This window comes from Streptomyces rimosus subsp. rimosus (assembly GCF_000720725.1).
Classification (GTDB): Bacteria; Actinomycetota; Actinomycetes; order Streptomycetales; family Streptomycetaceae; genus Streptomyces; species Streptomyces rimosus_A.
Genome location: NZ_JOCQ01000126.1, coordinates 1 through 23,464 on the forward strand (window position 1 = coordinate 1; position 23,464 = coordinate 23,464).

Consider the following 23,464-nt stretch of genomic DNA (forward strand, 5'->3'; position numbering starts at 1 on the left):
CGTACGCCGCGCCGCGCACCTCGAACGGCCGCGGCCCGGCCAGCTGCCGCGGCAGGTCGGGCGGGCACAGCTCGTCGAGCCGGCCGAGGCGGGCCGCGCTGCCGGTGGGCGTGGCCAGGTCGGACAGCGCGCTGAGCCGGGCCGCCGTCGAACGCAGCGGCAGGCGGCGCGCCAGCAGGTTCTGGGCGAAGCCGCGCAGGCCGGGGCCGATCCGGTCGCGGGCGGCCTCCGGCACCCGCGGCAGGTCGATGCCGTGCTCGTACAGCCGGCGGCGCTGTTCCGGGGGCAGTCCGACGCCGTCGCCGTCGCGGAGGGTCTCGGCGACGGTCTCGCGGTAGGCGGCCAGTTCGCCGGCGGCGGCGTCCAGGCTCTCGGCGAGGTCGGCATCCCCGGCCGGGCCGCGCAGCAGACCGCCCGCGCCGCGCTGCCGTTCGTATGCCTCCTCGGCCTCGTCCAGCGCCGCTTCGCAGGCCCGGAACCGCTCGTCGGCCTCGCCGCCCGCGCGCCGCCACTCCGCGCGTTCCACGCTCCGCGGCATTCCGGCGCCGACCAGTGGCGCCAGCGCGGCGGGCACGCCGCCCGCCTCCGGGTCGGCGACCGAGATGCGGCCGCCGGGGTCGTCCTGGCCGACCAGGTCGGCCAGCGCCTGCCGCCAGACGCGGGCGCGGGCGGTGGGCGAGATGTCGTGCTCCAGGACGCGCAGGGCGGGCACGGCCACCCCGTCGGGGATCTCCGAAACGGCGTGCAGGACGGCGTCGAACACGGCGGGGGCCGCGAGGAGTTCGAGGAGCGGGCGGAGCGCGCCCGCGTCCTCCTCCGGCGCGGGGCCGACGGCCGTGCCGCAGTGCGGGTCGAGGATCCACAGCACCCCGACGGCGGGCGGGCGCAGCGGCGAGGGCCGGTTCAGGGCCCAGGGGGTCGGCGCGGGCGGTACGGCGATGCCGTCGCCCGGTTCGGCGGGCGGGGCGCCGACCGCGACGCACAGCGCGTGGCCGGGGCCGTAGGCGAGGACCTGTTCGTAGGTCCGCTGGTGGCGGGCGAGGCCGTCGGCGGTGTCCACGAGCAGGAACCGCTCGGCCGGCCGGCCGGCGGCACCGTCCAGCGCGGCGCGGACAGCGCGGTGCAGCCCGTCCACGCCGGCCAGGTCCCCGGGGCCGTCCCGCAGGTCGAGGGTGACGACCGGTTCGGGGGTACGGGAGTTCACAGCAGGTCCTCCTCCCTCGGCTCCTCGTCCCACGGGTCGGCCCACAGGCCGTTGTCGGTACGGTCCGCGGAGCGCGCCGTCCCCTCGGGCTTCGGCCGCGGCTCGTGCGGTCCGGCCGCTGAGGGTTCGTACGGGTCGGCCGCCTGCCGGGGCTGCGGCTCGTACGGGTCGGCCGCCTGCCGTTCGGGCCCGTGCCGTCCGCTGTCGTACGGACCGGCCTGGTACGGATCCGCATCGGCCTGGTACGGATCGGTCCCGTACGGCCGGGTCCCGCGCGCCCGCTCCTCCCCGGCCGGTTCGTGCCCGTTGGCCCGGTGCAGCCGGTTCGGTGCGCCGCCGCCCTTCCGCTGCTGTGCCTGCGCCTGCGCCAGGGCGCGCAGCGTGGGCCGGTTGGCCCGCAAGCCGCGGGGGAAGCGCAGTTTCAGGGCACCGTCCAGGGTCGTGGTCCAGAAGTGCCGCAGCGGGTCGATCCAGTCCTGGTCGTCCGCGTCCAGGTCCTGGGCGCGCTGCCGCAGCCGGGCGGCCTGCGCCGGGGCCACCTCGCGCAGGAACGTCCAGAACAGCGGGTCCGGCTCCCTGGGTGTGGTGCTCAGTCCCTCCGGCAGGGCCTCCATCAGCACCGAGCAGAAGTCCTTGACCGCCGATCCGGCGTCCAGCAGCGCCCAGCGCTCGTACGCCCGCAGCAGGTCGGACCAGCTGGAGACGTCCCGGTCGTACGGCTGGAGGGCCAGCGTCATGGTCGCCGAGTCGCCGCCGCGCAGCCGGAAGCAGACGCTGTCCGGAGAGAGCGGATCGCCGGTGACCTCGACCCGGCCGTTCCACATCGCGCACAGCATGCGCTGGAGCACCCGCTGCCGGTCGGCCTCCGTGCTGGCCAGCCAGGAGTCGCGGTAGCCGGTGCGCTGGCGCCACTGGAGGTAGTCCTCGCGGCCCTCCCGCTCCCTGGCCCGGCCCCACAGGCGCAGCACCTGCCGCACCTCGGAGATGTCGGTCAGGCTCATCTCGCTGCGGAACAGTACGACGGTGATGGACTCGGTGGGCACGCCGCGGAACTCGGTCGGCAGCCGGTTCTCGTCCCGCGGCAGCAGCAGCGTCTGCTCCAGGAAGCGGTCCACGCCGGCCTTGTCCTTGACCCGCGGGCGCACGATGAGCGTCTTCAGCTTTCCGGTGCCGTCCGGTGTGAACCCGGCCGGCAGCAGGCCCGCGAGCTGGGAACGGAACTGTGCGAGCCACTTCTCGTCCACCGCCTTGGCGGCCTCCTCGTCGCCGGACGCGGCCGCGAGCAGGTCGCCCAGGGACGGCAGCAGCGGCCGTTCCTGGTGGACCCCGGCCTCCCCGAACAGCTTCTTGATGCGAGCCTCCAGGACCTGTTTCACCTCCTTGACGGCGGCGCGCGGCGAGCGCTGCACGGCTTCCAGGGCGTGTTCCCAGTGCTGCGGTTCGACGATGCGGACGAGCAGCGCGGCCTCGTCCTGGTGGTCCGGGAGGTCCACGCCCTGGAGGAGGCGGGTCAGCACGTCGTCGTAGAAGGCGTCGAGGGTGTCCTGCGGCGGGAGGAGGTACGAGACGCCCGTGTGGTCCTCGCGGTACAGCTCACGGCGCCGCTCGCGGAACAGGCCGTTCTCCTCCTCCTCGTGGTCGCGGAAGGCCCGTACGAGAGCGGTCAGTTCCTTCATGGACCGGTCGGCGAGCGGGCGCCAGCGGTGCTCCTGCTCCTTCCAGCGGCCGTGCCAGACCCGGCAGGCCGCCCAGCGGTACCAGGTGTCCTGCTCCTGGAGGGCGGCTTCCACCTCGGGGTCGCCCCAGCGGGCGGGCACCACGCCGGCCATCCGGCGGTGGATGCGCGGCACCGGCGGCGGGCTGGTGTCCACGCCCTCGGGGCGCTGCGGGCGGTTGCGCCGGTTGTCGAGCATGCCGGAGAAGCCGGCCTGCGCGACCCGGTCGCGGTCGCCCGGGTTGCCGGTGAACACCCGCTCCAGGCGGAACGGATCGTGCTCCTTGAGCAGGGAGAGCAGGCCGCGGCGCGGGTTGAAGCGCTCCGCCAGCTCCACCGAGCGGCGGTCCAGCTGCCGGTCGAGCTGGGCGAGCTGGTCCTCCATGTCGCCGACGCGGTCGCGCAGCGCCTGGCTGATGGCCCTGGCTCCCGTGGGCACCGGGTCGGGCGCGGGCACCTCCAGCGCTTCCCGGGTCCACACGTCCTCGACGCCGGACTCCTTGAACGCCTCGGCGACCAGCTTGCGCTGGTCGGCGCCGCCCTGCCGGGCCCGGTCCACCAGGCCGCGTACGGCGCAGGCGAGCATCCGGGCGGCGACGATCTCGGCGAGTTCGTCGACCGGCACGGTCATGGAGGCGGCCAGCGCGGTCGACATGCCCTGCAGTCCGATGCCGGTGGCGGCGGGGGCCGACCGGACGTTGCCGCTGTTGACGAAGCTTTCGGCGAAGGTCTGGAAGACGTCGTCGGCGCGGCCGCGGGCGTTCTCCTCGCCCAGGTCGGTGCCGATCAGTGAGGTGACCATCGCGGTGATGGAGCGGCGCAGGTCGTCGGGGCGCATGCCGGCGGTACGGCTGAACAGGAGTGCCGTCTGGACGGTGGAGGTGCGCAGGCCGACCGGCGCCATCTCCGGGTACTTCACGCTCAGTGAGGAGCGCTGTTCCACGTCGCCGAGGGTCTCGGTGGCCTCTGCCGCGTTCTGGTCGTCGACCAGGTGCGAGAGGTCGACCAGGGCGCGGGCGGCGTTCAGTTCGGCCTCCCGGCCGCCGCCGGACTCCGGCGGGAACGCCGACGGCATCACGACCAGCGGGTAGATCTTGGCGCCCGGCAGGTTCACCGAGTGGAAGACGTGCCCGAGCAGGTGCAGGAAGTCGTAGAAGATGCCCGCCCCGGTGCCGCCCGCGACGGAGAACGCCACGAACACGTCGTAGCCGCGGATCCGCCCGCCGCCCAGTTCCTGGAGGTCCCCCGCCGCCTTGCTGAGCGCGTCGACCGCCGCGCGCAGCGGGCCCAGCACCTGTTCGGGGCCGTGCCGCATGGTGGCGAACAGCGCGGCCCGGCCGACGGTGGGCAGCTGTCCGGCGCCGGTGTGCAGCGGCGAGACGCGGGGCTCGTCCACTCTCGGCGGCAGCCAGCCGGCGGTCTCGTCGTGCTGCGCGATGCGCAGCATGCGGGTCATCTCGGGCGAATTGTCGTAGGTGGGCAGCAGGTTGTGCACCGCCCGGGAGGTACGGGCGAACGCCGCCGCCTCGGGACCGCGGGCGCCCAGGTGCGGCAGCCGGCCCAGCTCGGCCTCGCTGAAGTCCGCGTAGACGAACTGCAGGCAGTCCGGCAGCTGGAAGGGGATGCGCTGCTTGCTGTGGCCGACCAGGTTGGTGCCGTCCGGTCCGCACAGTTCGCGGCGCAGGTTCCGCTCCAGCTCGGCGCCGATCCGGGCGCCGGTGCCGCCCAGCCCCACGAACAGCATGGGCTGGTAGATCTTCATGGTGTCGCTCCCCTCGTCCGCCCGTCGGGGGCGGCCTGTGCTGCGAGATGTGGTGCTGCCGGGGGTCCGGGCGGCGGTGTGCGCGGGCCGCCGCCCGGTGGCGCGGACGTCTCAGAACGCGCCGTCATAGTCGGCCGATCCGCTCGCCCCGCCCGAACCGCCGGCTCCGGCCGGGCCGGACTGCCTGCCGCCGCCGTTGGCGGAAGCGCCGGGCGCGGCGCCCCGGCCGAACCGTCCGGTGAACCGCCCGGCCGTGTTCCGGGCGCCGGCCGCCGTGCCCGGCCTGCGCCCCTGTCCCGTACGCTCCCGGCCCGTCCCGCGCCCGCCACGCACGAACAGCTCCAGGTCGTGGTCGAGCGATACGGGCGCGCCGCGCGGAACCGGCTGCTCGCCGCCCCTGGGGGCACGCAGCCGCAGCCCGTCGCCCCTGCGCTGGAGCCGGTACGCCTGTGCCGCGCCCGGGTCCCGGCGGCGCAGGCCGGGGCGCGGCGAGGACGGGTTGTCCACCGCGAAGCAGAACGTCCGGGTCCGGGCGCCGCGCACCTTCAGTTCGCCCAGCGTGGTGCCGCCCCGGCGCAGTTCGAGGACGAGTCCTTGCAGTGATTCCTGCCTGCGCGCGGTGACGGCGCGGATGACGATGACCGCGGCCGCCGCGAGCAGCAGTCCGGCGCCGCCGACGACCGCCCACCACCAGCGGTCCCACCAGGTGGGCGCCGGGGTGACGGTGACGGTCAGGAAGGCGGAGCCGACCTCCCGGCCGCCGTCGGTCCGGTCGGTGACGGTGATCCGGCCGCCGGCGTCGCCCGGCGGGGCGCCCGGACCGAAGGTCACGGTGAAGGGCACCGGCTGCTGGGCGCCGGGCGCGACGGTGACGGTGGCCGGGCTGATGCGCAGGGCCGCCGCCGTAGACTGGTCGGCCAGGCCCAGCCGCAGGGTGTGCGGGCGGCTGTCGTTGTTGCGGGCGACGAGCTTGCCGCCGACCGTGCCGCCGGGGTGCACGTCGTGGCCCTCCAGCGTCACTCCGGCCGCCACCGGCGCGGCCCCCGAGGAGACGCGGGTGTCGTACGGCCGCCGGTCGCCGGTGACACCGGGCGCGGCGATCGCGCCGGTCAGCCGCAGCGCGCCGGTGGCCGTCCTCGGCACCGTGACCGTGGCGCCGAACAGCACGTCACCGGCCTTCCCGTCGGGCCCCCGGCCGTCGTCGCGCAGCGGCACGTCCACCGGCTCGAAGCCGTCGCCGGACAGCTGGGCGGCGGCCCGCAGTCCGGCGAGCTGCCCGGGGTCGGTGATCACCACGCCGCGCCGGGTCTGCAGCCGCATCCGTACGACGACGTTCTCGCCGGACCGGGGCGCGGACGGCTCCAGGGTGACCGAGGACCGCAGCACGCCCTGCCAGATGGCCCGTACGGTCGCGGGCTGGTCCCGGTGTCCCTCGGGCGCGGACAGCTTCACCCGCCACTTCCCCGGCAGCGGGTCCTTGACCCGCAGCGCCTCGACCGGCCCGTCCTGGCCGCTGACCTCGAAGCGGGAGCCGTCGAACTCCCCTTGCAGGGGCACCTTGCGGCCCTTGGGGTCGTAGTAGGTGGCGGTCACCCGCGGGTCGCGCTTGGTCACCGTGATCGAGCCGTCGGTGGCGATCGGCGGGATGGTCACCTCCAGTTCGCCGGGCGGCTTGCCGCTGGTGCCCTGCTCGACGCGGGCGCAGCGGGCGGCGGCGAACGCGTCCTGGAGCGCCCGGTCCACGTCCGCCGCGCCGTCCACGACCTGTGGCCGCGGCCGGGCGCCGGGCAGGTCGGCGCAGCCGTTGCGGTAGCCGCCGTCGGCCATCTGCCGGAGGGCCTTCTCGTCGATGCCCTTGCCGAAGCCCAGCGGCCAGATCTGCACGTGTTCGCGGCGCGCCTGGTCGAGCACCTCGCGCAGCCGCTTCTCGCCCTCCTGGCGCCGGGCGGCGGGGTCGGCCCCGTAGGCGGGGCTGTCCTCGACGTTCAGCTTGCCGTCGGTGAGCAGGAAGATGACCTTGGCAGCGCCTTCGGTGCCGCTCTCGCGCAGCCGGGTCAGGGCCTGGGTGAGGGCGGCGGGGAAGTCCGTACCGGGGCCGAGGCCGGAGTCCGCGCGGTCGGTGAGGCGGCGGGCGCAGTCGCTGATGCGCTGGCGGCCCGCGGCGTCCACGACGGTGGGCGGACAGACTTCCCGTACGGGCTGCTGGCCCTCCTTCTCCGCGCTGCCGAAGCCGATGACGCCGGCGCGGGAGCGCTCGGAGATCTCGCCCTGGCCGATCAGCGCGGCGGCCTCGGCCTCGCGGGCCAGCGCTTCCTTGTTGATGCTGGCCGAGGCGTCCACGACGACGGAGAAGTCGACGGGTGCCGGGCCCGCCGCCGGGGCGGTGGGCGTGGGCGCGGCCCAGGCGGGCGGCGGGCCGAGCGGTACGGCCGCGCAGAGTGCGGTCAGGGCCGCCACGACGGCGCGGCGTGCTCCGCACCGCGTCCGTACGGCGGCCGGCCGGGTCCGGTGCGCCGCGCTCACCACAGGCCTCCGGCCAGCGCGCAGGAGCCCCCGGCGGCCAGGCAGCCGACGCCCCAGCGCAGCCAGCGGTACTTGGCGCCGAGGATGCGGCCGAGGGCGCACGCCTGCTCGACGGCCCACTGCCCGGTGTCGCGGCCCGCGAGGGCCACCCGCGGCAGCAGGGTTTCGGCGGACGCGCCCCTGGTCAGCTGCGGGAGGAAGGTCAGGCAGCCGTCCGCCGCGGTACGGGTGCGGGGCAGCACCGCCGCGACGAGCATGGCTATGCCCAGGGTCCAGAGCACCGTGCCGGTGATCAGCAGGGTGGCGCGGACGGCGGGCATCGCCAAGAGCTGTCCGTCCCGGCCGAAGAGCAGGACCAGCGCCGCCGTGGCGCCGGTCATCATGACGGACGCCTTGGTGTCGGCCCGGCTGATCTCTTCGCGTACGGCCTTCAGCAGGCGCTCGGCCACGAAGTCGGGGCCGGATGCGGAGGCAGGGCAGGTGCAGGCCCCATGGGCGGGGGCCGGTGCGGATACGGGCGCGGGCGGAGCGCAGGTGGTCATTCGTCCCCCCAGTCCAGGCCCCGGCCGCGGCGCGGCGCGGGCTTGTCACGGTGGTCGTCGCGTTCGGCGGCGGGCTGGACGCGATCGGGCTCGTAGACCCGGCCGCGGTCGTTCTGCTCGTACGGGGAGTCGCCGCGCTCGGTGGCGTACCCGCCGTCGGCGCCGTACCGGTCGTCGCTGCCGTACCGGTCGTCGTCGTACGCCGGATCTCCGTCCGCCGGCTCCCGTCCGGGCGCCGGCGCGGCGTCCGGATCGGGTTCCTGCGCCCAGTCCATCCGCTGCCGCTCGCGGACCCGTTCGCGCTCGGCGCCGCGTTCGCCGTCCTCCAGCGCGCGCCGCCGCGGCTGCTCCAGGAAGGAGTCGGCCGCCCGCCCGACCACCCCGCTCGTCGTCGAGCGCAGGAAGTCGATGGCGGCCAGCGTCTGGTCGTTGAGGTCGTGCCGTTCGATCAGGCCGCCGTCCACGAAGCGGAACACCGTCTCGATGGACAGGGCCCGCTCCTCGCGGCGCTCCTGGAGGATCGCCTGGTGGATGTCCCAGGCACGGGCCTTGTCCCGGGCCATGAACCACGCGATCCGGCTGTCGTCGCTGCCGCTGAGCATCTCCTGGAGCTCCGCGGCCCGCATCCGGGTCAATTCCTGTTCCCGCCGTTCCTTCTTCAGTTCTTCCGCGTGCTGCCGCCGCGCGAGGTCGCCCTCGTGGTCGATCTCGGTGCGCTGCCGCTCCGCGCTGATGCCGCGTTCGCTCAGGTCGATCCGTACGAACACATCGGTCTGCAGGCCCAGTTCCTCGCCCGGGCGCAGGTCGGCCAGCTCGGCCTCCACCGCCCGGTCGGCCCGCTCCGCCTCGCTGATCCGGTAGCGCCTGGTCACCCCGCGCAGCGCCTTGAGCAGTACGGGTGAGAAGTACCCGGCGAGGTCCCAGACGTTGGCGCAGACCGCCGCGTAGGCGTCGACGACGCGCCAGCGCACCTCCACGGACGCGCGGAAGGACTCCGCGTCGCCCGCCGCGGGCAGTTCGGTGCGGAACTCGGTCGTGTGCCATCCCATCCGCACCTCCATGACCCGGAACGGGCCGCGGAAGAGCGGTTTGTTGACGTCCTCGCGGCGGTCCGGCCACACCACGCTGTAGCCGCCGTTCTCGTACCGGAGCACCGCCGCCACCTGCATGCTGGGCCGCCGGAACCGGCCGGCCGACTCGTACTCCTGGACCAGCGGCCCCCGCACCGCAGCTCCGCCTCCCGGCCCCTGCCCCGCGGGCGCGCCCGGCTCCGGCCCGTGGCCGTGCTGCGCGCCGTTCCGGCCGTCTTGCGTCATCGTCGTCCCTCTCCTTCCAGCACCGCCCGCATCCGCGCGGCCGCCCGGGGGGCGAGCGGTTCGTCACTGTCCCGTTCCAGCCGGGCGACGAGCAGCAGCAACCGGTCCCGGTCGCGCCGCTCCTCCACCAGCCGGGGCAGGAATGCGCACAGCACGTCGAGCTGCCGCTGGTCCTTGGCCGCCCGCCGCATCCAGCGGCCCGTCTCCTCCTGCGCCGCGGCGCCCGACCGCGCCGTGCCGAGCGTGGTGTGCACCAGGTCCGCCAGCCAGGGCGCCCGCTCCGGGTGGGCCGCCAGCAGCGCCGCCACCAGCGGCCAGGAGCCGTACGGCTCCAGCGCGGGCCGGTCCTTGAGCCCCCACAGGTGGGAGGTGCGGGTGGCCAGCGCGCGCAGCACCACCATCAGCGCGAGGTTCTGCCGGGCCTGCCGCCGGTCGCCGAGCCAGCGGGCCAGCCGCCTGAGCACGACGTCCGGTTCGGGGCCCGCCAGCAGCCGCACGATGCTGTACGAGGCGGCGTCGACGGACTTGCCGTCGTCCTCCCGGGAGCCGATCCGGCCCAGTTCGTCCAGGGAAGCGGCGACCGAGCCGGCGGCGAGGCCGTACCCGTGGGCGAAGGCGGCCGTCTCGCGGGCGGCCCGGTCCTCGCCGCGCGCCCAGTCGCGCAGCAGGCCGCGCACGGCGGGCTGCACCTCCGGGGCGCGGGACGCCTCGGCCAGCGCGGTGGCCGCCGCCATCTGCTGCACCGGGCTGTCGGCGCGGGCGAGCGGCAGCAGCAGTTCGGAGAATCCGTAGAGATAGTCCCGGGCGCACAGCGCGCCCGCGGTGATCGCGGCGCGCACCCACATCTGGGGGCGCTGGTCGTCGCACAGGGACCGCAGCCAGCGGGTCAGCGGGCCACGTGCGTTGTGGTAGCCGTCCCATGCCTCGTACAGGACGGCGGTGGCCAGCCTGCGCCCCTGGTAGCGCGCCACCCGTACGGGGATGGCCGCGTCGCCCAGGTCCTCGACGCCGCGGCCCGGTACGGCGCGGGCCGCGGCCAGCCGGGCCGCGGTCTGCGCGGTGAACAGGGAGCGGCCCGGGGCGTACTGGGGGTCGAGGGTGACCGCCAGCTCCCAGGCGAGCAGTTCGCCGGCCTCGGTCACCAGGCTCTCCGCGGAGCCGTTGAAGACCGCGAGCGACAGTCGCAGGGCCGCGGCGCGCAGGGCGGGCAGTGCCTCGGGGAGGGTGCCGGGCCGGTCCGCTCCGGCGAACCACTCCTGCGCCTGACGCGGCGCGAACCAGGCGCACTCGGCTAGGAGTTGGGCATCGTCGGTGTCGCCCTTGGCGTGCGCGGCGAGGTGGGTGGCGAGCAGGGCCGCCTCGCCCGGCCGCAGTTCGTCCAGGCCCAGCGCCTGCCGTACGTCGGGGCGCCGGGCGTTGGCGTGGGCCAGGTGCCGCAGTTCCAGCGGCGCGTCGGCGAGCAGGTCGGCCACATGGCGTTCGAGGACGTCGTCGGCGGGCGGGGGCACGCACAGCGCGCCGTAGCGGCCGCGCACCAGCCGGTCGGCGAAGTCGCCGCTGCCCACGACCAGGACGCCGTACGCGCCGCGCCCGGCGAGCAGGGCGCTGAGCCGGTCCAGGTGCAGTTCGGAGGGCCGGTGGCCGGCCCCGTCGCCCTGGTCGGAGCCGCGGGCCGCGCCGGGCACGGCTACGGCGTCCTCGGCGGGCAGTTCGAGCAGATAGCCCCGCCCGGACTCGAATTTGTCCTGGTCGACGCTGCCGAGCGCGGTGGACGGATCCAGGCGGGACACCTCCGGGGCGATGTCCTTGAGGAGGGCGAGGCCGGTGGTGGTACGGCCGGTGCCGGGCTCGCCGCAGAGCGCCAGCAGGTGTGTGCGCTCCAGCCGGGTCCGCATCGCGTCGTAGCCGGGAGCCGGGCAGTAGATCCGGGACAGGTGCTCCAGCTCCTCGTCCGGCACCGGCCCGTCGACGAAGACGGTGTCGGCGCCGACACCGACGCGGATCTGGGTCTGGTAGAAGGTGTTGCCGTCGTAGATCTGGCTGTCGCCCTCGACGTGCAGGTTGGTGCGGGCCTCGCGGGCGGTTCGGGCGCCGCCCGCTTCCCCGGCACCGCCCAGCGGGCTGCCCTTGGGGGCGTCCAGCCGTGGCTTCTCCTCGGGCTGTTCGGGGGTTTCCGCCCGGCCGTCCTTGGCGCCCTTCGCGGCCTTCGCGGCATCGTCGTCCTTGGCGGGCTTGCCTTCGGGCTGGGGCGGGGGCTGCTCAGCGGCCGGTGCGGCCCCGTCGTCGACGTCGGTCACCGGGCACCGCCTTCGGGTCCGGTGCCGACCTCGGCGCTGTCCTCGGTGCCGACCTCGATGCCGACCTCGGCGCCGTCCGTCGCGGACCGTCGCGGTGCGGACTGTTCCGGTGCGGACCGTCGCGGTGCGGGGTCGCCCTGTACCGCGACGGCATCGCCCTGCCGTACGCCCGTGAAGTCCCCGTTGAACGTGTTGCCGTCGTAGATCTGGTTGCTGCCGCCGATGTGGTCGAAGTGGTACTTGGTGGCGTACCCGGCGGGCTGCGGCGCGGGGGCCGGGGCCGTACCGGCGGCCGGCCCGGGCCCGGAAGCGGGCGGCGGGACCGTACCCCCATGCCCCGCCCCGCCGCCCTGCTCCGGCGCCGGGCCCTGGGCCGCGCGCACCCCCGTCGCGCACGGCCGCTCCCGCGCCCGCACCGCCGCGTCCGGCGGTGCCTCCTGTGATGTCACGTCCGGCAGCGGCGGAAGCGGCAGCCGGGGGACGTGGAACCACGCCTCCTCGTCCGTCTCCTTCTCCGACACCCGCGCCTTGCGGTAGTGCTCCGGCTCGATGCAGATGCCGCCTTCCGCCACCACGTCGCGGTACAGCGAGTCGGACACCACGAACAGCAGCGGCGCCCGGTCCGCCAGGCGCATGACGCTCCTGGCCGTGTCGCTGTCGCACAGCCGGCAAGCGAGGTCCACGGCCCGGCCCGCCAGGCCCCGGCCGTCCCGGACGACCGGCCCGGCGTGCATGGCGACGCGCAGCCGCAGCGGCTCCGCGCGCCCTTCGTTGACCTGCCGCAGCCGCTGGTAGACCCCTTCGAGCCAGGGCCCGACCAGCTGGGCGGAGGGTACGTGCGGGTCGAGGGCCACCAGGACGCCGTCCCCGCGGTCCTCCAGGTGGAAGGACTCCTCGGTGACGCCCACGGCGGTGAATCCCGCCTCGAAGACGTCGTACATCGTCTCGCGCATCCGCAGCTTGGCACGCAGCCCCAGCCGTCCGGATCCGCAGACGTCTCCGCTGACGACGAGTCGGTGCAAGGCTTCCGTGCTCACTGGACCTCCAGGTTCGTGCCGACGTGCAGCAGCATGGCCGGGGCGGGAGAGGGTGGCTGTAGCCGTTTACACAGCCGGCGGGGATTCCTCGGGACGTATGGACCCGCCGGGGCGTACGGCCCCGCCGGCTGCCCGTCCGCCGACCGCGCGCCCCTCGGCGAGCAGCCGCAGCAGCGCGAGGTCGAGCACGGCCAGCCGCCGCGGGCCGGTCCGTACGACGCCCTGCTCGCGCAGCAGCCGCAGCGCCTTGGCCACCGCTTCGCGGGTGGAGCCGACGGCCGCCGCGAGGTCGTGCTGGGGCAGCGGCAGATCGACGTCGACGCCGCCCTCCCCGGGGTGCCCGGTGCGCTCGGCCAGCTCCACCAGCCGCGCCGCGAGCCGTTGCAGCACCTTCTCCGAGGCCAGCGACCGCCGTTCGCCGTCCGAGCTGCGCAGCCGGGAGCTGAACTGCCGCATGATCAGTACGGTCGCGACGGGCCGGGCCGCGAGGTAGCCGCGGAACCGGTCACCGGGTACGACCACCCCGTCCAGCGGGCCGAGCGCGGTGACGGTGGCGCTGCGCGGGCGGTGGTCGACGGCGGCCTGGTCACCGACGACCTCGCCGCTGCCGCGCAGCGCGAGGATCAGCCGTACGCCCCGCTCGGTCTCCAGGGAAACGCTCGCCCAGCCGCTGACGATCGCCACGACGAAGGTGGTGGTGTCGTTCTCCCTGAGGACGACCTCGCCCGGCGCGTAACCGCGGGCCCGGCCGAGCGCGAGCAGCGCCCGCCGGTCCTGTGCCGGCAGCGCCCGCAGAAAGGGCCTGCCGTCCTCGAAGAGACTCATCCGTCCCCTCCCCCGATGTTGCGCTCACCGCGTCCCCGGACGCCCGGGGCCCACTGGATGTGCGCTCTTGTGCATGTGGTCGCCCTGGGGCCCCGACCCGGTTCCTCAGCGTGGCGGAGAAATGGGCTCGTCTCTGATTTCGACCGTTACCGGCGAGGTTCTTACGTGAATCGATCGAGCTGCGCTCGGTTGAGTTACAGAACAGTAGGGATCTGACCAGACCACGTCAACGCTCGTCCGTCACTCAACTCGGTTGCATCACAACGTCGTTGACCTCACCGAACATGCGTACCTCGACACGTCCGACCGCACACCGGGGACATCTCGGCGACGCACACCCCGAGTACTGTCGCCGCTACAGAGAGGGTGCGCCAATTGTCAACTTGCGTACGAATGCGACCCGTTGCTGAGTGATTAAAGCGAACTGCGCTTTGAACCAACACATTTGCCGACTTTGAGGCTTGATGCCCTCCAACCGGTCCGGGTGCGAGGCGCGGCGAAATGCGGGGCCGACGAGAAGGCCCCGCCGCGGCGGATGATCAACCCGGCGACACCTCCGGAACGGCGCGGCCCGCCGGCTTCCCCTCCATGGAGCGGAAGCTGCGGCACTCGTGTGGACATCTGCGTGGACATCTGCACGAATTTGCGCATGAATCACCCCAGCGCCCCGCGCCACGGCTGGCCGAATACGGTCGGGCCGGCGTGGACGAAGTTGTCGTCAACACCGCCGGCGTGTATTCCGAGCATGGTCATCCGGATGCCGTACGCGGCCTCCGGGACATCCTCACGGCGCGCCGGGAGCAGCATCCGGCACCGCCACCCGCCCCCTGACGGACCCACGGTCCGGCCGGGACCCCGCCCGGCCACCCGCAGACAGGAGACGCACCACGGTGCCCGACGACATCGCGCGCTGGCTCACCGAGCACGCCAGGCCGCTCGACACGCTGGAACCGGGCACGCCCCACCGGGATCTGGGGCCGCTGGGCGACGCCCTGCGCGGTGTCCGCATCGTCGGCCTCGGCGAATCCACCCACGGCACGCACGAGTTCTTCCGGCTCAAGCACCGGCTGGTGGAATTCCTCGTGCGCGAGGAGGGCTTCACCGTCCTCGCCATGGAAGCCAGCGCGTCCGCCGCCCGCGCGCTGGACGCGTACGTACGCCACGGCACCGGGGACCCCGGGCGCCTGATCAGCCGGCTGGGGTTCTGGACCTGGCGCACCGCGGAGATGCTCGACCTGGTCGAGTGGCTGCGGGCCCACAACGCGGGCCTGCCCGAGGAGCGGCGGGTGCGATTCGTCGGTACGGATCCGCAGCGCTGCGCCGATTCGGTCGCGGCGGTCACCGCCTTCCTGGGCCGGGTGGCACCCGAGCGGGCGGCGGAGGCACGCGACCTGGAGGTGCTGGCGCAGGCCCGCCCCGCGTCCCGGCCCGATCTTCGGCAGCCCCTCGTGCACCGCGCCGAAGCACTCGCCGACTTCATCGCCGAGCACCGGCAGAAGTGCGCCGAGCAGCCCACGGCGGCCGATGAGGACGGCTCGCGGGAGCCGGCAGCGGCGGTCGACGACGCGTTGGAGCACGCGCGCATCCTCGTCCGCGCCGCCGACCTGGTGACCCGCTCCCCCGGCCGGCCCACGGGCGAGGACAGCGTGTTCGCCGTACGGGACCGCTACATGGCCGACGCCGTGGCACGCCTGGTGGACACCAGCCCGCAGGCGCGCGTCATGGTCTGGGCACACAACGGGCACATCGCGAAGGGCACATACGGCGCGGGGGTGCCCGCGCTCGGCAGCAGGCTCCGCGCGCGCTACGGCGACGCCTACTACGCGCTGGCCCTCCTCTTCGGCAAGGGCTCCTTCCTCGCCCGCCGCGGCACCGACCTGCACGGCCCACCGCTCCGGCACCGGATCGGCACCGGAACCCGGCCGGTCGAAGCGCGGTTCGCCCACGCCGTGCCCGGTGACTTCTATGTCGACCTGACCGCCGACGGCTCGCCGACGGAAGCCGCGCGGTGGCTGCGGTCGGCGCAGGCCCAGCGCAGCTTCGGCGCCAACGTGCCGCGGTTCGCCTACCGCTTCCACGTGGCGCCGCTGGTACCGGCCGAGGACTACGACGGCATCGCGTTCATCGCCCGCTCGACGTGCTCCCGGGTCCTGCCGGCCGGGGAGCGCTGAGTCAGAGTGCTATCGGCCGGGGAGCGCTGGGTCAGAGTCCTGCCTGCCGGGGAGCGCTGAGTCAGAGTCCTGCCGGCCGGGGAGCGCCGCGCCGTCGCGTGCCGATCGGTACCTGGTTCTCCAGAGGCGTGCCGTCGGCCCGCCGTACGCCGCATACCGGCCATTGGCCGGGCCCGGCCGCTCCCGGCCGGGCCCGCTCCGGCCTTACAACCGCGGATCCACCGGCTCCGACTCCAGCGCCAGCACGGCGAAGACCGCCTCGTGCACCCGCCACAGGGGCTCGCCCTCGGCCAGGCGGTCCAGTGCCTCCAGGCCGAGTGCGTACTCGCGCAGGGCGAGGGAGCGCTTGTGGCCCAGGTGGCGGACGCGCAGCCGCTTCAGGTTCTCCGGGCGGGTGTACTCCGGGCCGTAGATGATGCGCAGGTACTCCCGGCCGCGGCACTTGACGCCGGGCTGCACCAGCCGCCCGTCGCCCTTGCGCACCAGCGCGCCCAGCGGCTTCACGACCATGCCCTCGCCGCCGGCGGCGGTCAGGTCGAGCCACCACTGGACGCCCGCCGCGACCGACGCCTCGTCCTCCGTGTCGACGGTCAGGCGGCCGGTACGTCGCAACAGGCCCGTACCGTCGTGTTCGACGAGGCGGTCCAGCCAGGCCAGCTGCTCGTCGTGCGGTACGGCCGCGAGGCTGCGGCCCGGTGCGGCCAGGATCTGGAACGGCGCGAGCCGTGCGCCCTCCAGGCCGTCCACCGGCCAGCAGTAGCGCCGGTACGCCTCGGTGAACGCGGCGGCGTCGGCGGCCCGTTCCCGCTGGCGCGCCAGCAGGTCCGGCACCTCCACGCCACGGGCCGCGGCGGCCTCCAGCGCGTCCAGCGCCCCGGGGAAGGCCGCGCCGGACGCCGCGCCGACCGCCGCGTACTGCCCGCGCAGCAGCCCGGCCGCCTTCAGCGACCACGGCAGCAGCTCCGCGTCCAGCAGCAGCCAATGCCCGGAGCTAGATGCCGTGGGGTCGGCCAGCTCCTCCCACAGGCCCGCGCCCTCAGCGGCTTCCCGTACGGACTTCAGCACCTGCTCGGTGACGGCCGGGTCGTCGAAGAACGGGCGGCCGGTACGGGTGTAGACCGCGCCGCTCACGCCCGCCGCCGCGCCGAACCGCTCCCGCGCCGCCGCCTCGTCGCGGCACACCAGCACCACGGCCCGCGAGCCCATGTGCTTCTCCTCGCACACGACCTCCCGCACGCCGTCCGCCCGGTACGCGGCGAACGCCTCGGCCGGGTGCTCCAGGTAGCCGTCCTCCTTGGAGGTCGCGCAGGGCGCCATCGTCGGCGGCAGGTACGGCAGCAGGCGCGGATCGGCCGCGAACCGGCTCATCACCTCCAGGGCCGCCGCCGCGTTCTCCTCCTTGACGGCGACCCGGCCCATGTGGCGCGTCTCCACGACCCGCCGCCCGGCGACGTCGGCCAGGTCCAGCGGGCGCCCGTCGGCGCCGCCCGGCGCCTCGTTGGCCAGCGGCTTGGCCGGCTCGTACCAGACCCGCTCGGCCGGTACGTCGACCAGTTCGCGCTCCGGCCAGCGCAGCGCCGTCATCCGGCCGCCGAAGACGCAGCCGGTGTCCAGGCAGATGGTGTTGTTCAGCCAGCTCGCGCGCGGCGCCGGGGTGTGGCCGTAGACCACTGCGGCGCGGCCCCGGTATTCCTCGGCCCACGGGTAGCGCACCGGCAGCCCGAACTCGTCGGTCTCGCCGGTCGTGTCGCCGTACAGCGCGAAGGACCGCACCCGACCGGACGTACGCCCGTGGTACTTCTCCGGCAGCCCGGCGTGGCAGACCACCAGCGACCCGCCGTCGAGCACGTAGTGGCTGACCAGGCCGTCGATGAACGCGGCGACCTCGCCGCGGAACGCCTCGTCCTCCTGCTCCAGCTGGGCGACGGTCTCGGCGAGCCCGTGGCTGTGCTGCACCTTGCGGCCCTTGAGGTAGCGGCCGAGCTTGTTCTCGTGGTTGCCCGGTACGCACAGCGCGTGCCCGGCGGCGACCATGCCCATCACCAGGCGCAGCACACCGGGGCTGTCCGGCCCGCGGTCGACCAGGTCGCCGACGAAGACCGCGGTACGGCCCGCCGGGTGGCGGGCGTCCACGAGGCGGCCGAGCGTGTCCCGCTCGATCTCGTACCCCAGCCGCCCGAGCAGCGTCTCCAGCTCGGAGCGGCAGCCGTGGATGTCGCCGACGATGTCGAACGGGCCGGTCAGGTGCCGCAGGTCGTTGAAGCGCCGCTCGGTGACGAGTTCCGCCGCCTCGATCTGCTCCACACCCTTGAGCACATGCACCTTGCGGAAGCCCTCGCGCTCCAGGTGGCGCAGCGAACGCCGCAGTTCGCGCTGGTGGCGCTGGATGACGCGGCGCGGCAGCCCGGCCCGGTCGGCGCGGGCCGCGTTGCGCTCCGCGCACACCTCCTCGGGCAGGTCCAGGACGATGGCCACCGGCAGCACGTCGTGCTCGCGGGCCAGCTGCACCAGCTGGGCGCGCGCCTCGCGCTGCACGTTCGTGGCGTCGACGACGGTCCGCCGCCCGGCCGCGAGCCGCTTGCCCGCGATGTAGTGCAGCACGTCGAAGGCGTCGCCGCTGGCGCTCTGGTCGTTCTCGTCGTCGCTGACCAGCCCGCGGCAGAAGTCCGAGGAGAGCACCTCGGTGGGCTTGAAGTGCCGGGCGGCGAACGTGGACTTGCCGGAGCCGGTGGCGCCGATGAGCGCCACCAGGCACAGGTCGGGGACACCCAGCGGGCGGCGGACGGAAGGGGAGTCGGTCATGCCTGGGCCTCCTTTGCCGGGGCAGGGGTGGACGGGGTGGGCGGGGTAGATGGGGCTGGTGCGGTCGTGGGTACGGAAACGGGTCGGGCGGGCGCGGGTACGGTTGCCCGCTCCGCCGCCAGGCGGAAGTGCGCCAGCTGGGTCGGCGGCCCCACCTCGGGGTCGTCCGGACCCACGGGCCGGAACTCCACCTCGTACCCGTGCCGCTCCGCCACCTCCCGGGACCAAGCCCGGAACTCCTCCCGCGTCCACTCGAAGCGGTGGTCGCGGTGGCGTACGTGCCCGGCGGGCAACGACTCCCAGCGCACGTTGTACTCGACGTTCGGCGTCGTCACCACGACCGAGCGGGGCCGGGCCGCGCCGAAGACCGCGTACTCCAGCGCGGACAGCCGCGGCGGGTCGACATGCTCGACGACCTCGCTCAGCACGGCCGCGTCGTACCCCTTCAGCCGGGCGTCGGTGTACGCCAGCGAGCCCTGCACCAGGCGCAGCCGCTCGGACTGCCGCTCGGGCATCCGGTCCAGCCGCAGCCGGCGCCGCGTCTCCTGGAGCGCGCGCATCGACACGTCCAGGCCGACGATGTCGGTGAACCGCGGCTCCTTGAGCAGCTCGCCCAGCAACTGGCCCTGGCCGCAGCCCAGATCGAGCACCCGCGCCGCCTTCACCTCGCGCAGTACGCCGAGGATCGCGGTCCGCCGCTGTACGGCCAGGGGGACGGGCCGGCTCTCGACGTCGGCCGCCTGCTGCGCCGTGACCTCGGCCGACTCCGGTGCGTCCGCCGCGTCCGCCGCTTCGGTACCGGGCGTCTCCTCCGCCTCGGTTTCCGCCGACTCCTCCACCGCGTTGTCGATCTCCTCGGCGGCCGTGTCGTCCGCCTCGGCCAGCCGGGCCAGCTCCAGCCGCTCCAGCGCGTCGCGCGTCAGCGACCAGCGGCGGGCCAGGTAACGGCCGGTGATCAGCTTCTGTTCGGGGTGGTCCGCCAGCCAGCCCTCGCCGGCCCGCAGCAGCTTGTCGACCTCGTCGGGCGCGACCCAGTAGTGCTTGGCGTCGTCCAGCACCGGCAGCAGCACGTACAGGTGCCGCAGCGCCTCGGCGACCGTGTGCTCGCCTTCCAGGCCGAGACGTACGTACCGCGAGTCGCCCCACTCCGGGAACGTCGCGTCCAGCGGCACCGGCTCGGCCCGTACCGTCCACCCCAGCGGCTCGAACAGCCTGCGCACCAGGTCGGCACCGCCGCGCGCGGGCACCGCGGGCAGGTCGAGGCGCAGCGGCAGCGGCTGCGCGGGCAGCTCGGGGCGCGCCTTGCACTGCCCCTTGAGCGCGCTGGCGAAGACGGTGCTCAGGGCCACGGCCAGCAGCGAAGAGGCCGCGTACGGGCGGTCGTTGACGTACTGCGCGAGCGCCGAATCGGGGGCGCCGCCCCGGCCCTTCCCCCGGCCGCGCCGCACCAGCGCGACCGGGTCCACCTCCAGGAGCAGCGCGGCCGTGCACCGGCCGTCGTCCGCTTCCGGGTAGAACACATGGGCCGTGCCGTACGCCGTCGAGAACGCCTGCGCCTTGCCGGGGTGCTTGTGCAGCAGGAACCCGAGGTCGGTCGCGGGGCGGCCATGGCTGCCGGTGGTGGTTATCGTCAGGAACACGCGTACGAGTATCGCCTGGTCGGGACGTATCCGACAAAGCCATTTCGCGGGTGGGGGCGGGGGTGGGGATCGGGCCGTCCGCGTACGCGTACGGCGGTGCCCCTCGCAGCGTCCCCCTTGGTGCGCTTGGTGCGCTTGGTGCCCCGTTGGTGCCGTGCCTGGTTCCGGCGCCCGGTCCCGGTGCCCGGTTCGTGCAGGCAAGATGGGCGGCATGGAACTCCGGATCTTCACCGAGCCCCAGCAGGGGGCCACCTATGACACCCTTCTCCGCGTCGCACGGGCCGCCGAGGACCTGAACTACGGCGCCTTCTTCCGTTCCGACCACTACCTGCACATGGGCAGCGCCGACGGGCTGCCCGGTCCGACGGACGCCTGGATCACCCTGGCCGGGCTGGCCCGGGAGACCACCCGCATCCGGCTGGGCACCCTGATGACGGCCGGTACCTTCCGCCTCCCCGGTGTGCTCGCCATCCAGGTCGCCCAGGTCGACCGGATGTCCGGCGGCCGGATCGACTTCGGCCTGGGCTCCGGCTGGTACGAGGACGAGCACAAGGCGTACGGCATCCCCTTCCCCAAGGAGAAGTTCGGCCGCCTGGAGGAGCAGCTGGCGATCATCACGGGGCTGTGGAAGACGCCGACCGGCGAACGCTTCAGCTTCGACGGGAAGTTCTACCAGCTGACCGACTCGCCCGCGCTGCCGAAGCCGGCCCAGCCGAAGGTGCCGGTGCTCATCGGCGGGCACGGTGTCAAGCGCACGCCGGCGCTCGCCGCCGAGTACGCGGACGAATTCAACATCCCCTTCGCGTCGTTGGACGACACCGAGCAGCAGTTCAAGCGGGTACGGGCAGCCGCCGAGCAGCGCGGCCGCAACGCCGACGACCTGGTCTACTCCAACGCCCTGGTCGCCTGCGTCGGCAGGAACGACGCGGAGGTCAGGCGCCGCGCGGACGCCATCGGCCGCGAGGTCGAGGAGCTGAAGGCCAACGGCCTGGCCGGCTCCCCCGCCGAGGTCGTCGAACGCCTCGGCCGTTTCGGGGCTGCGGGGTCCCAGCGTGTGTATCTTCAGATGCTCGATCTGACCGATCTCGATCAGTTGGAGCTGATCGCTTCCGAGGTCATGCCTCAGGTGGGGTGATCATCAAGGCCGGGGGGGCCGGGGGGGCCGGGGGCCGGGGAGCCGGGGTCAGGAGACCGGGCTCGGGAGACCAGAGGTTCCGGGGTTCTGGACGCGGGGCTCACCCGGCGGGTACGTCCCCGCCCGGCCCCCAGGGGCCCGGAAGCCACTCCACGAGCAGCATGGTGGCGTCGTCGCGCAGCTCGTTGCCCTCGTCGCCGACGATGTAGTGGATCAGGCGGCGCAGCGTCTCGAAGGCCAGCTCGCCGCCCGCCGTCGCCCGGATGATCGTGTCCGTGAAGCGTTCCAGGCCGAAGAGCCTGCCCTGCGAGTCGCGCGCTTCGGTTACGCCGTCGGTGTACATCAGCACCCGGTCGCCGGGCTCCAGATCCGCCACGTGGACCGTACGGGGGTCCGGGGACAGCGCGGCGGGCAGGCCCAGCGGCAGCTGGCCGGGACGCTCCAGCGCGCGGTCGAGGACGGTGTGCCGGCGGATGAGCAGCGGCGGCGGGTGCCCGCAGTTGACCCAGCGCAGCCGCCCGTCGTCCAGGTCCAGCTGGAGGAAGACACCGGTGGCGAACCGGTCGGGCAGCCACTCGGACAGCGCCTGGTCGACGGTGTCCACCGTCTCGCGCAGATCCGCCCCGGCGCGCCGTCCGCTGCGGCAGCCCGCCAGGGCGACCGAGGTAGCCAGGCCGGCGGCCAGGTCGTGGCCCATCGCGTCGATGATGGCGGCGTGCAGCGTGTTCTGCGTCATCGAGTGGTCGAACGCGTCACCGCCCAGCTCGTACGCGGGCTCCAGCACCGCGGTGGACACCGCCTGCTCGTTGCCGATCGTGCGCGGCGGCAGGAAGGCCCGTACCATCTCCGCGGGCAGCTGCATCGGCTGCGTACGCGCCTGCCGTACGAACGTGTCGCTGTAGGCCCGCTTCGAGGTGATGATGGGGGCCAGCAGCGCCGCCAGCGTACGGCAGCGGCGCAGGCGCTCACTGTCCAGCAGATCGGTGTGCGCCTCCAGTACGCCCAGCCGCTCCACCCCGTCCACCAGCGGCAGCCAGATCCGGATGCCGCCCTCGGGGCCTTCCACGTCCTCCACCCGCATGGCCAGGGTGCGGTACGTCCATCCGGCGTGGGAGCCGTCCACGGCGAGCGACGGCTGCCCGCTGCCCAGGGGGCACAGCTGCCGCTGCTGGATGTCGACCAGGTAGAGGCTCACGCGCCGCAGGCCGAGGGCCGTGGCATGCCGGTTCACCAGGTCGGGCATGTCCGTCGGCGCCGCGCGCTGGGCGTGCTCCAGCAGCGTTTCGAGCATTCCGTAGCCCTCGGCGCCCGGATAGGCGTCCGCAAAGGCTTCCCCGGCCATGGTGCTCACCTCCTCCGGCAGTCTCGCACCGCGCCCGCGGGGCCGCTGTCCGGAGAATTCGGGGTCGGGGCGGGCGTCCGTTACCGCTACCGGGTTCGCCACTGATGATCGGGGAGGAACCGCACACCGTACCGCCGAGGTACGGTCGCGCACTCTTCCGCCTCCGGCACGACGGGCTCACCCGGCAGGCGGAGCTTAGGAAACCTCGTACCGGTACGAAACCGGCAACCCGACGGTCGGGCACCCTGACGATCGATGCGTAAGGCACCCTGGCATACCCGCGCCACCAGCCCGCGCTACGAAGCCCGCCCCCACCGCGAGGCCCCGCTTCCCCCGGTGCAGCTCTTGCCTGCTGGAACAGAGGCCCAACCACGTCCCTGGCTCCGCCTCCGCCTCCGCCCGGCAGCGACTGATCCGCCGTACCGCGAGAGGCGAAAGCTCCCACCGGCAAGCCGAATGCTTTCTTCAAGATCTGTAACACCAACTCGCCGAACGCATCGGCCATGAAGCGGTCAACACCCTCCGCAAAACCCGCGAAACCCCCTGGGGACCGCCTCCATACACATAAACGCACTTCGGGCCCACATCGCCCCAACACCGCGTCTCACTCTTTCGGCTCAACCGGCCCGTATCGCACACCCTCGACGACATCCGCACGTTGATCGGTAAGTCGGAGTTACGACTTACCGAAAGAGGTATGACGTGCAATATCCCGCCACCCGCACAGCCGCCATCTCCACCACCGCGCTGACACTGGCCAGCGCCCTCACCATCACCGCCGCTTCCGCCCTGGACCGCCAGGACCGCCACGTCGCCCCCAAGCACCTGACCGCGATGGCCCATTACGGCTCCTTCGACGTCCTGACCCGCCAGACCAGCGGCATCAAGGCGAAGTTCACCGAAGCCGACGGCACCCCGGTGGCGGGTCTGCCGGTCAAGTTCACCGTCGCCGGAGAAAAAACCCTGCTGTGCGAGGCCACCACAAGCACCAGCGGCTACGCCGAGTGCAAAACCCCCGCCCTCCCGCCCCGCCCCGCATCCGCCCTCAAACTCCTCACCACCGGCTACGACGCCACCACACCCAGCACCCCCCACTACGCCCCCACCACCACCCACAACACCATCGCCCTCACCGCCCCCTGAACCACACCCCC

Annotated in this window: 13 protein-coding genes and 1 pseudogene; 3 read left to right on the forward strand and 11 right to left on the reverse strand. The window is 74.0% G+C overall.

Going from position 1 to position 23,464, the window contains the following annotated elements; genetic code table 11:
- The 8 genes and pseudogenes from IH45_RS0137650 to IH45_RS0137685 all read right to left on the reverse strand — a co-directional run.
- Positions 1-1,204, reverse strand: a pseudogene (locus IH45_RS0137650) (hypothetical protein); the annotation flags it as partial.
- Positions 1,201-4,680 (reverse strand): tubulin-like doman-containing protein, encoded by a 3,480-nt coding sequence (locus IH45_RS0137655; RefSeq protein WP_030679698.1) that lies wholly within the window; start codon positions 4,678-4,680, stop codon positions 1,201-1,203. The pseudogene IH45_RS0137650 and the gene IH45_RS0137655, both read right to left, overlap by 4 nt.
- Before the next feature lie 111 nt (positions 4,681-4,791).
- Positions 4,792-7,203 carry a vWA domain-containing protein gene (locus IH45_RS01000000144545; protein ID WP_050515465.1) on the reverse strand — a complete coding sequence of 804 codons (2,412 nt, stop codon included), beginning with the start codon at positions 7,201-7,203 and terminating at the stop codon, positions 4,792-4,794.
- On the reverse strand, positions 7,200-7,745 hold the full coding sequence (locus tag IH45_RS0137665; RefSeq protein ID WP_234440829.1) for a Pycsar system effector family protein: 546 nt from the start codon (positions 7,743-7,745) through the stop codon (positions 7,200-7,202). Before IH45_RS0137665 ends, IH45_RS01000000144545 begins: the two co-directional genes overlap by 4 nt.
- A complete protein-coding gene (locus tag IH45_RS0137670) occupies positions 7,742-9,061 on the reverse strand; it encodes a hypothetical protein (protein WP_050515466.1) in 1,320 nt (439 codons plus the stop codon). The genes IH45_RS0137665 and IH45_RS0137670 overlap by 4 nt, the downstream gene beginning before the upstream one ends.
- Positions 9,058-11,358 (reverse strand): hypothetical protein, encoded by a 2,301-nt coding sequence (locus tag IH45_RS0137675; RefSeq protein WP_030679710.1) that lies wholly within the window; start codon positions 11,356-11,358, stop codon positions 9,058-9,060. The genes IH45_RS0137670 and IH45_RS0137675 overlap by 4 nt, the downstream gene beginning before the upstream one ends.
- Positions 11,355-12,395 (reverse strand): nucleotidyl cyclase domain-containing protein, encoded by a 1,041-nt coding sequence (locus IH45_RS1000000145655; RefSeq protein ID WP_063763094.1) that lies wholly within the window; start codon positions 12,393-12,395, stop codon positions 11,355-11,357. The genes IH45_RS0137675 and IH45_RS1000000145655 overlap by 4 nt, the downstream gene beginning before the upstream one ends.
- A 66-nt stretch (positions 12,396-12,461) precedes the next feature.
- Positions 12,462-13,220 carry a Crp/Fnr family transcriptional regulator gene (locus IH45_RS0137685; protein ID WP_030679718.1) on the reverse strand — a complete coding sequence of 253 codons (759 nt, stop codon included), beginning with the start codon at positions 13,218-13,220 and terminating at the stop codon, positions 12,462-12,464.
- 890 nt (positions 13,221-14,110) lie between these two features.
- On the opposite strand from IH45_RS0137685, the gene IH45_RS0137695 reads away from it, so the two are divergent.
- Complete coding sequence (locus tag IH45_RS0137695; protein WP_030679721.1) at positions 14,111-15,391, forward strand: erythromycin esterase family protein; 1,281 nt, start codon at positions 14,111-14,113, stop codon at positions 15,389-15,391.
- 204 nt (positions 15,392-15,595) lie between these two features.
- Here IH45_RS0137695 and IH45_RS0137700 read toward each other — a convergent pair whose 3' ends face one another.
- Together IH45_RS0137700 and IH45_RS0137705 are read right to left on the reverse strand one after the other, a co-directional pair.
- Positions 15,596-18,193 (reverse strand): polynucleotide kinase-phosphatase, encoded by a 2,598-nt coding sequence (locus tag IH45_RS0137700; RefSeq protein ID WP_030679724.1) that lies wholly within the window; start codon positions 18,191-18,193, stop codon positions 15,596-15,598.
- Positions 18,190-19,833 (reverse strand): 3' terminal RNA ribose 2'-O-methyltransferase Hen1, encoded by a 1,644-nt coding sequence (locus IH45_RS0137705; protein ID WP_030679727.1) that lies wholly within the window; start codon positions 19,831-19,833, stop codon positions 18,190-18,192. Before IH45_RS0137705 ends, IH45_RS0137700 begins: the two co-directional genes overlap by 4 nt.
- Positions 19,834-20,044: 211 nt before the next feature.
- Here IH45_RS0137705 and IH45_RS0137710 point away from each other — a divergent pair, with 211 nt between their 5' ends.
- A complete protein-coding gene (locus IH45_RS0137710; protein ID WP_030679730.1) occupies positions 20,045-20,968 on the forward strand; it encodes an LLM class F420-dependent oxidoreductase in 924 nt (307 codons plus the stop codon).
- Positions 20,969-21,068: 100 nt separating this feature from the next.
- Here IH45_RS0137710 and IH45_RS0137715 read toward each other — a convergent pair whose 3' ends face one another.
- Entirely contained in the window at positions 21,069-22,310 is a 1,242-nt protein-coding gene (locus IH45_RS0137715; RefSeq protein WP_030679732.1) for a PP2C family protein-serine/threonine phosphatase, read from the reverse strand.
- A 702-nt stretch (positions 22,311-23,012) separates the two neighbouring features.
- Here IH45_RS0137715 and IH45_RS0137720 point away from each other — a divergent pair.
- Positions 23,013-23,453, forward strand: coding sequence for a hypothetical protein (locus IH45_RS0137720; protein ID WP_050515467.1), 441 nt, complete (start codon positions 23,013-23,015; stop codon positions 23,451-23,453).
- Positions 23,454-23,464: the final 11 nt, after the last annotated feature.

What these genes read in the sequence shown, in the direction of transcription:
- IH45_RS0137685 (WP_030679718.1), bottom strand. Translation starts at nt 13,220, where the DNA reads ATGAGTCTCTTCGAGGACGGCAGGCCCTTTCTGCGGGCGCTGCCGGCA.
- IH45_RS0137655 (WP_030679698.1), bottom strand. Translation starts at nt 4,680, where the DNA reads ATGAAGATCTACCAGCCCATGCTGTTCGTGGGGCTGGGCGGCACCGGC.
- IH45_RS0137700 (WP_030679724.1), bottom strand. Translation starts at nt 18,193, where the DNA reads ATGACCGACTCCCCTTCCGTCCGCCGCCCGCTGGGTGTCCCCGACCTG.
- IH45_RS0137665 (WP_234440829.1), bottom strand. Translation starts at nt 7,745, where the DNA reads ATGACCACCTGCGCTCCGCCCGCGCCCGTATCCGCACCGGCCCCCGCC.
- IH45_RS0137715 (WP_030679732.1), bottom strand. Translation starts at nt 22,310, where the DNA reads ATGGCCGGGGAAGCCTTTGCGGACGCCTATCCGGGCGCCGAGGGCTAC.
- IH45_RS0137710 (WP_030679730.1), top strand. Translation starts at nt 20,045, where the DNA reads ATGGAACTCCGGATCTTCACCGAGCCCCAGCAGGGGGCCACCTATGAC.
- IH45_RS0137670 (WP_050515466.1), bottom strand. Translation starts at nt 9,061, where the DNA reads ATGACGCAAGACGGCCGGAACGGCGCGCAGCACGGCCACGGGCCGGAG.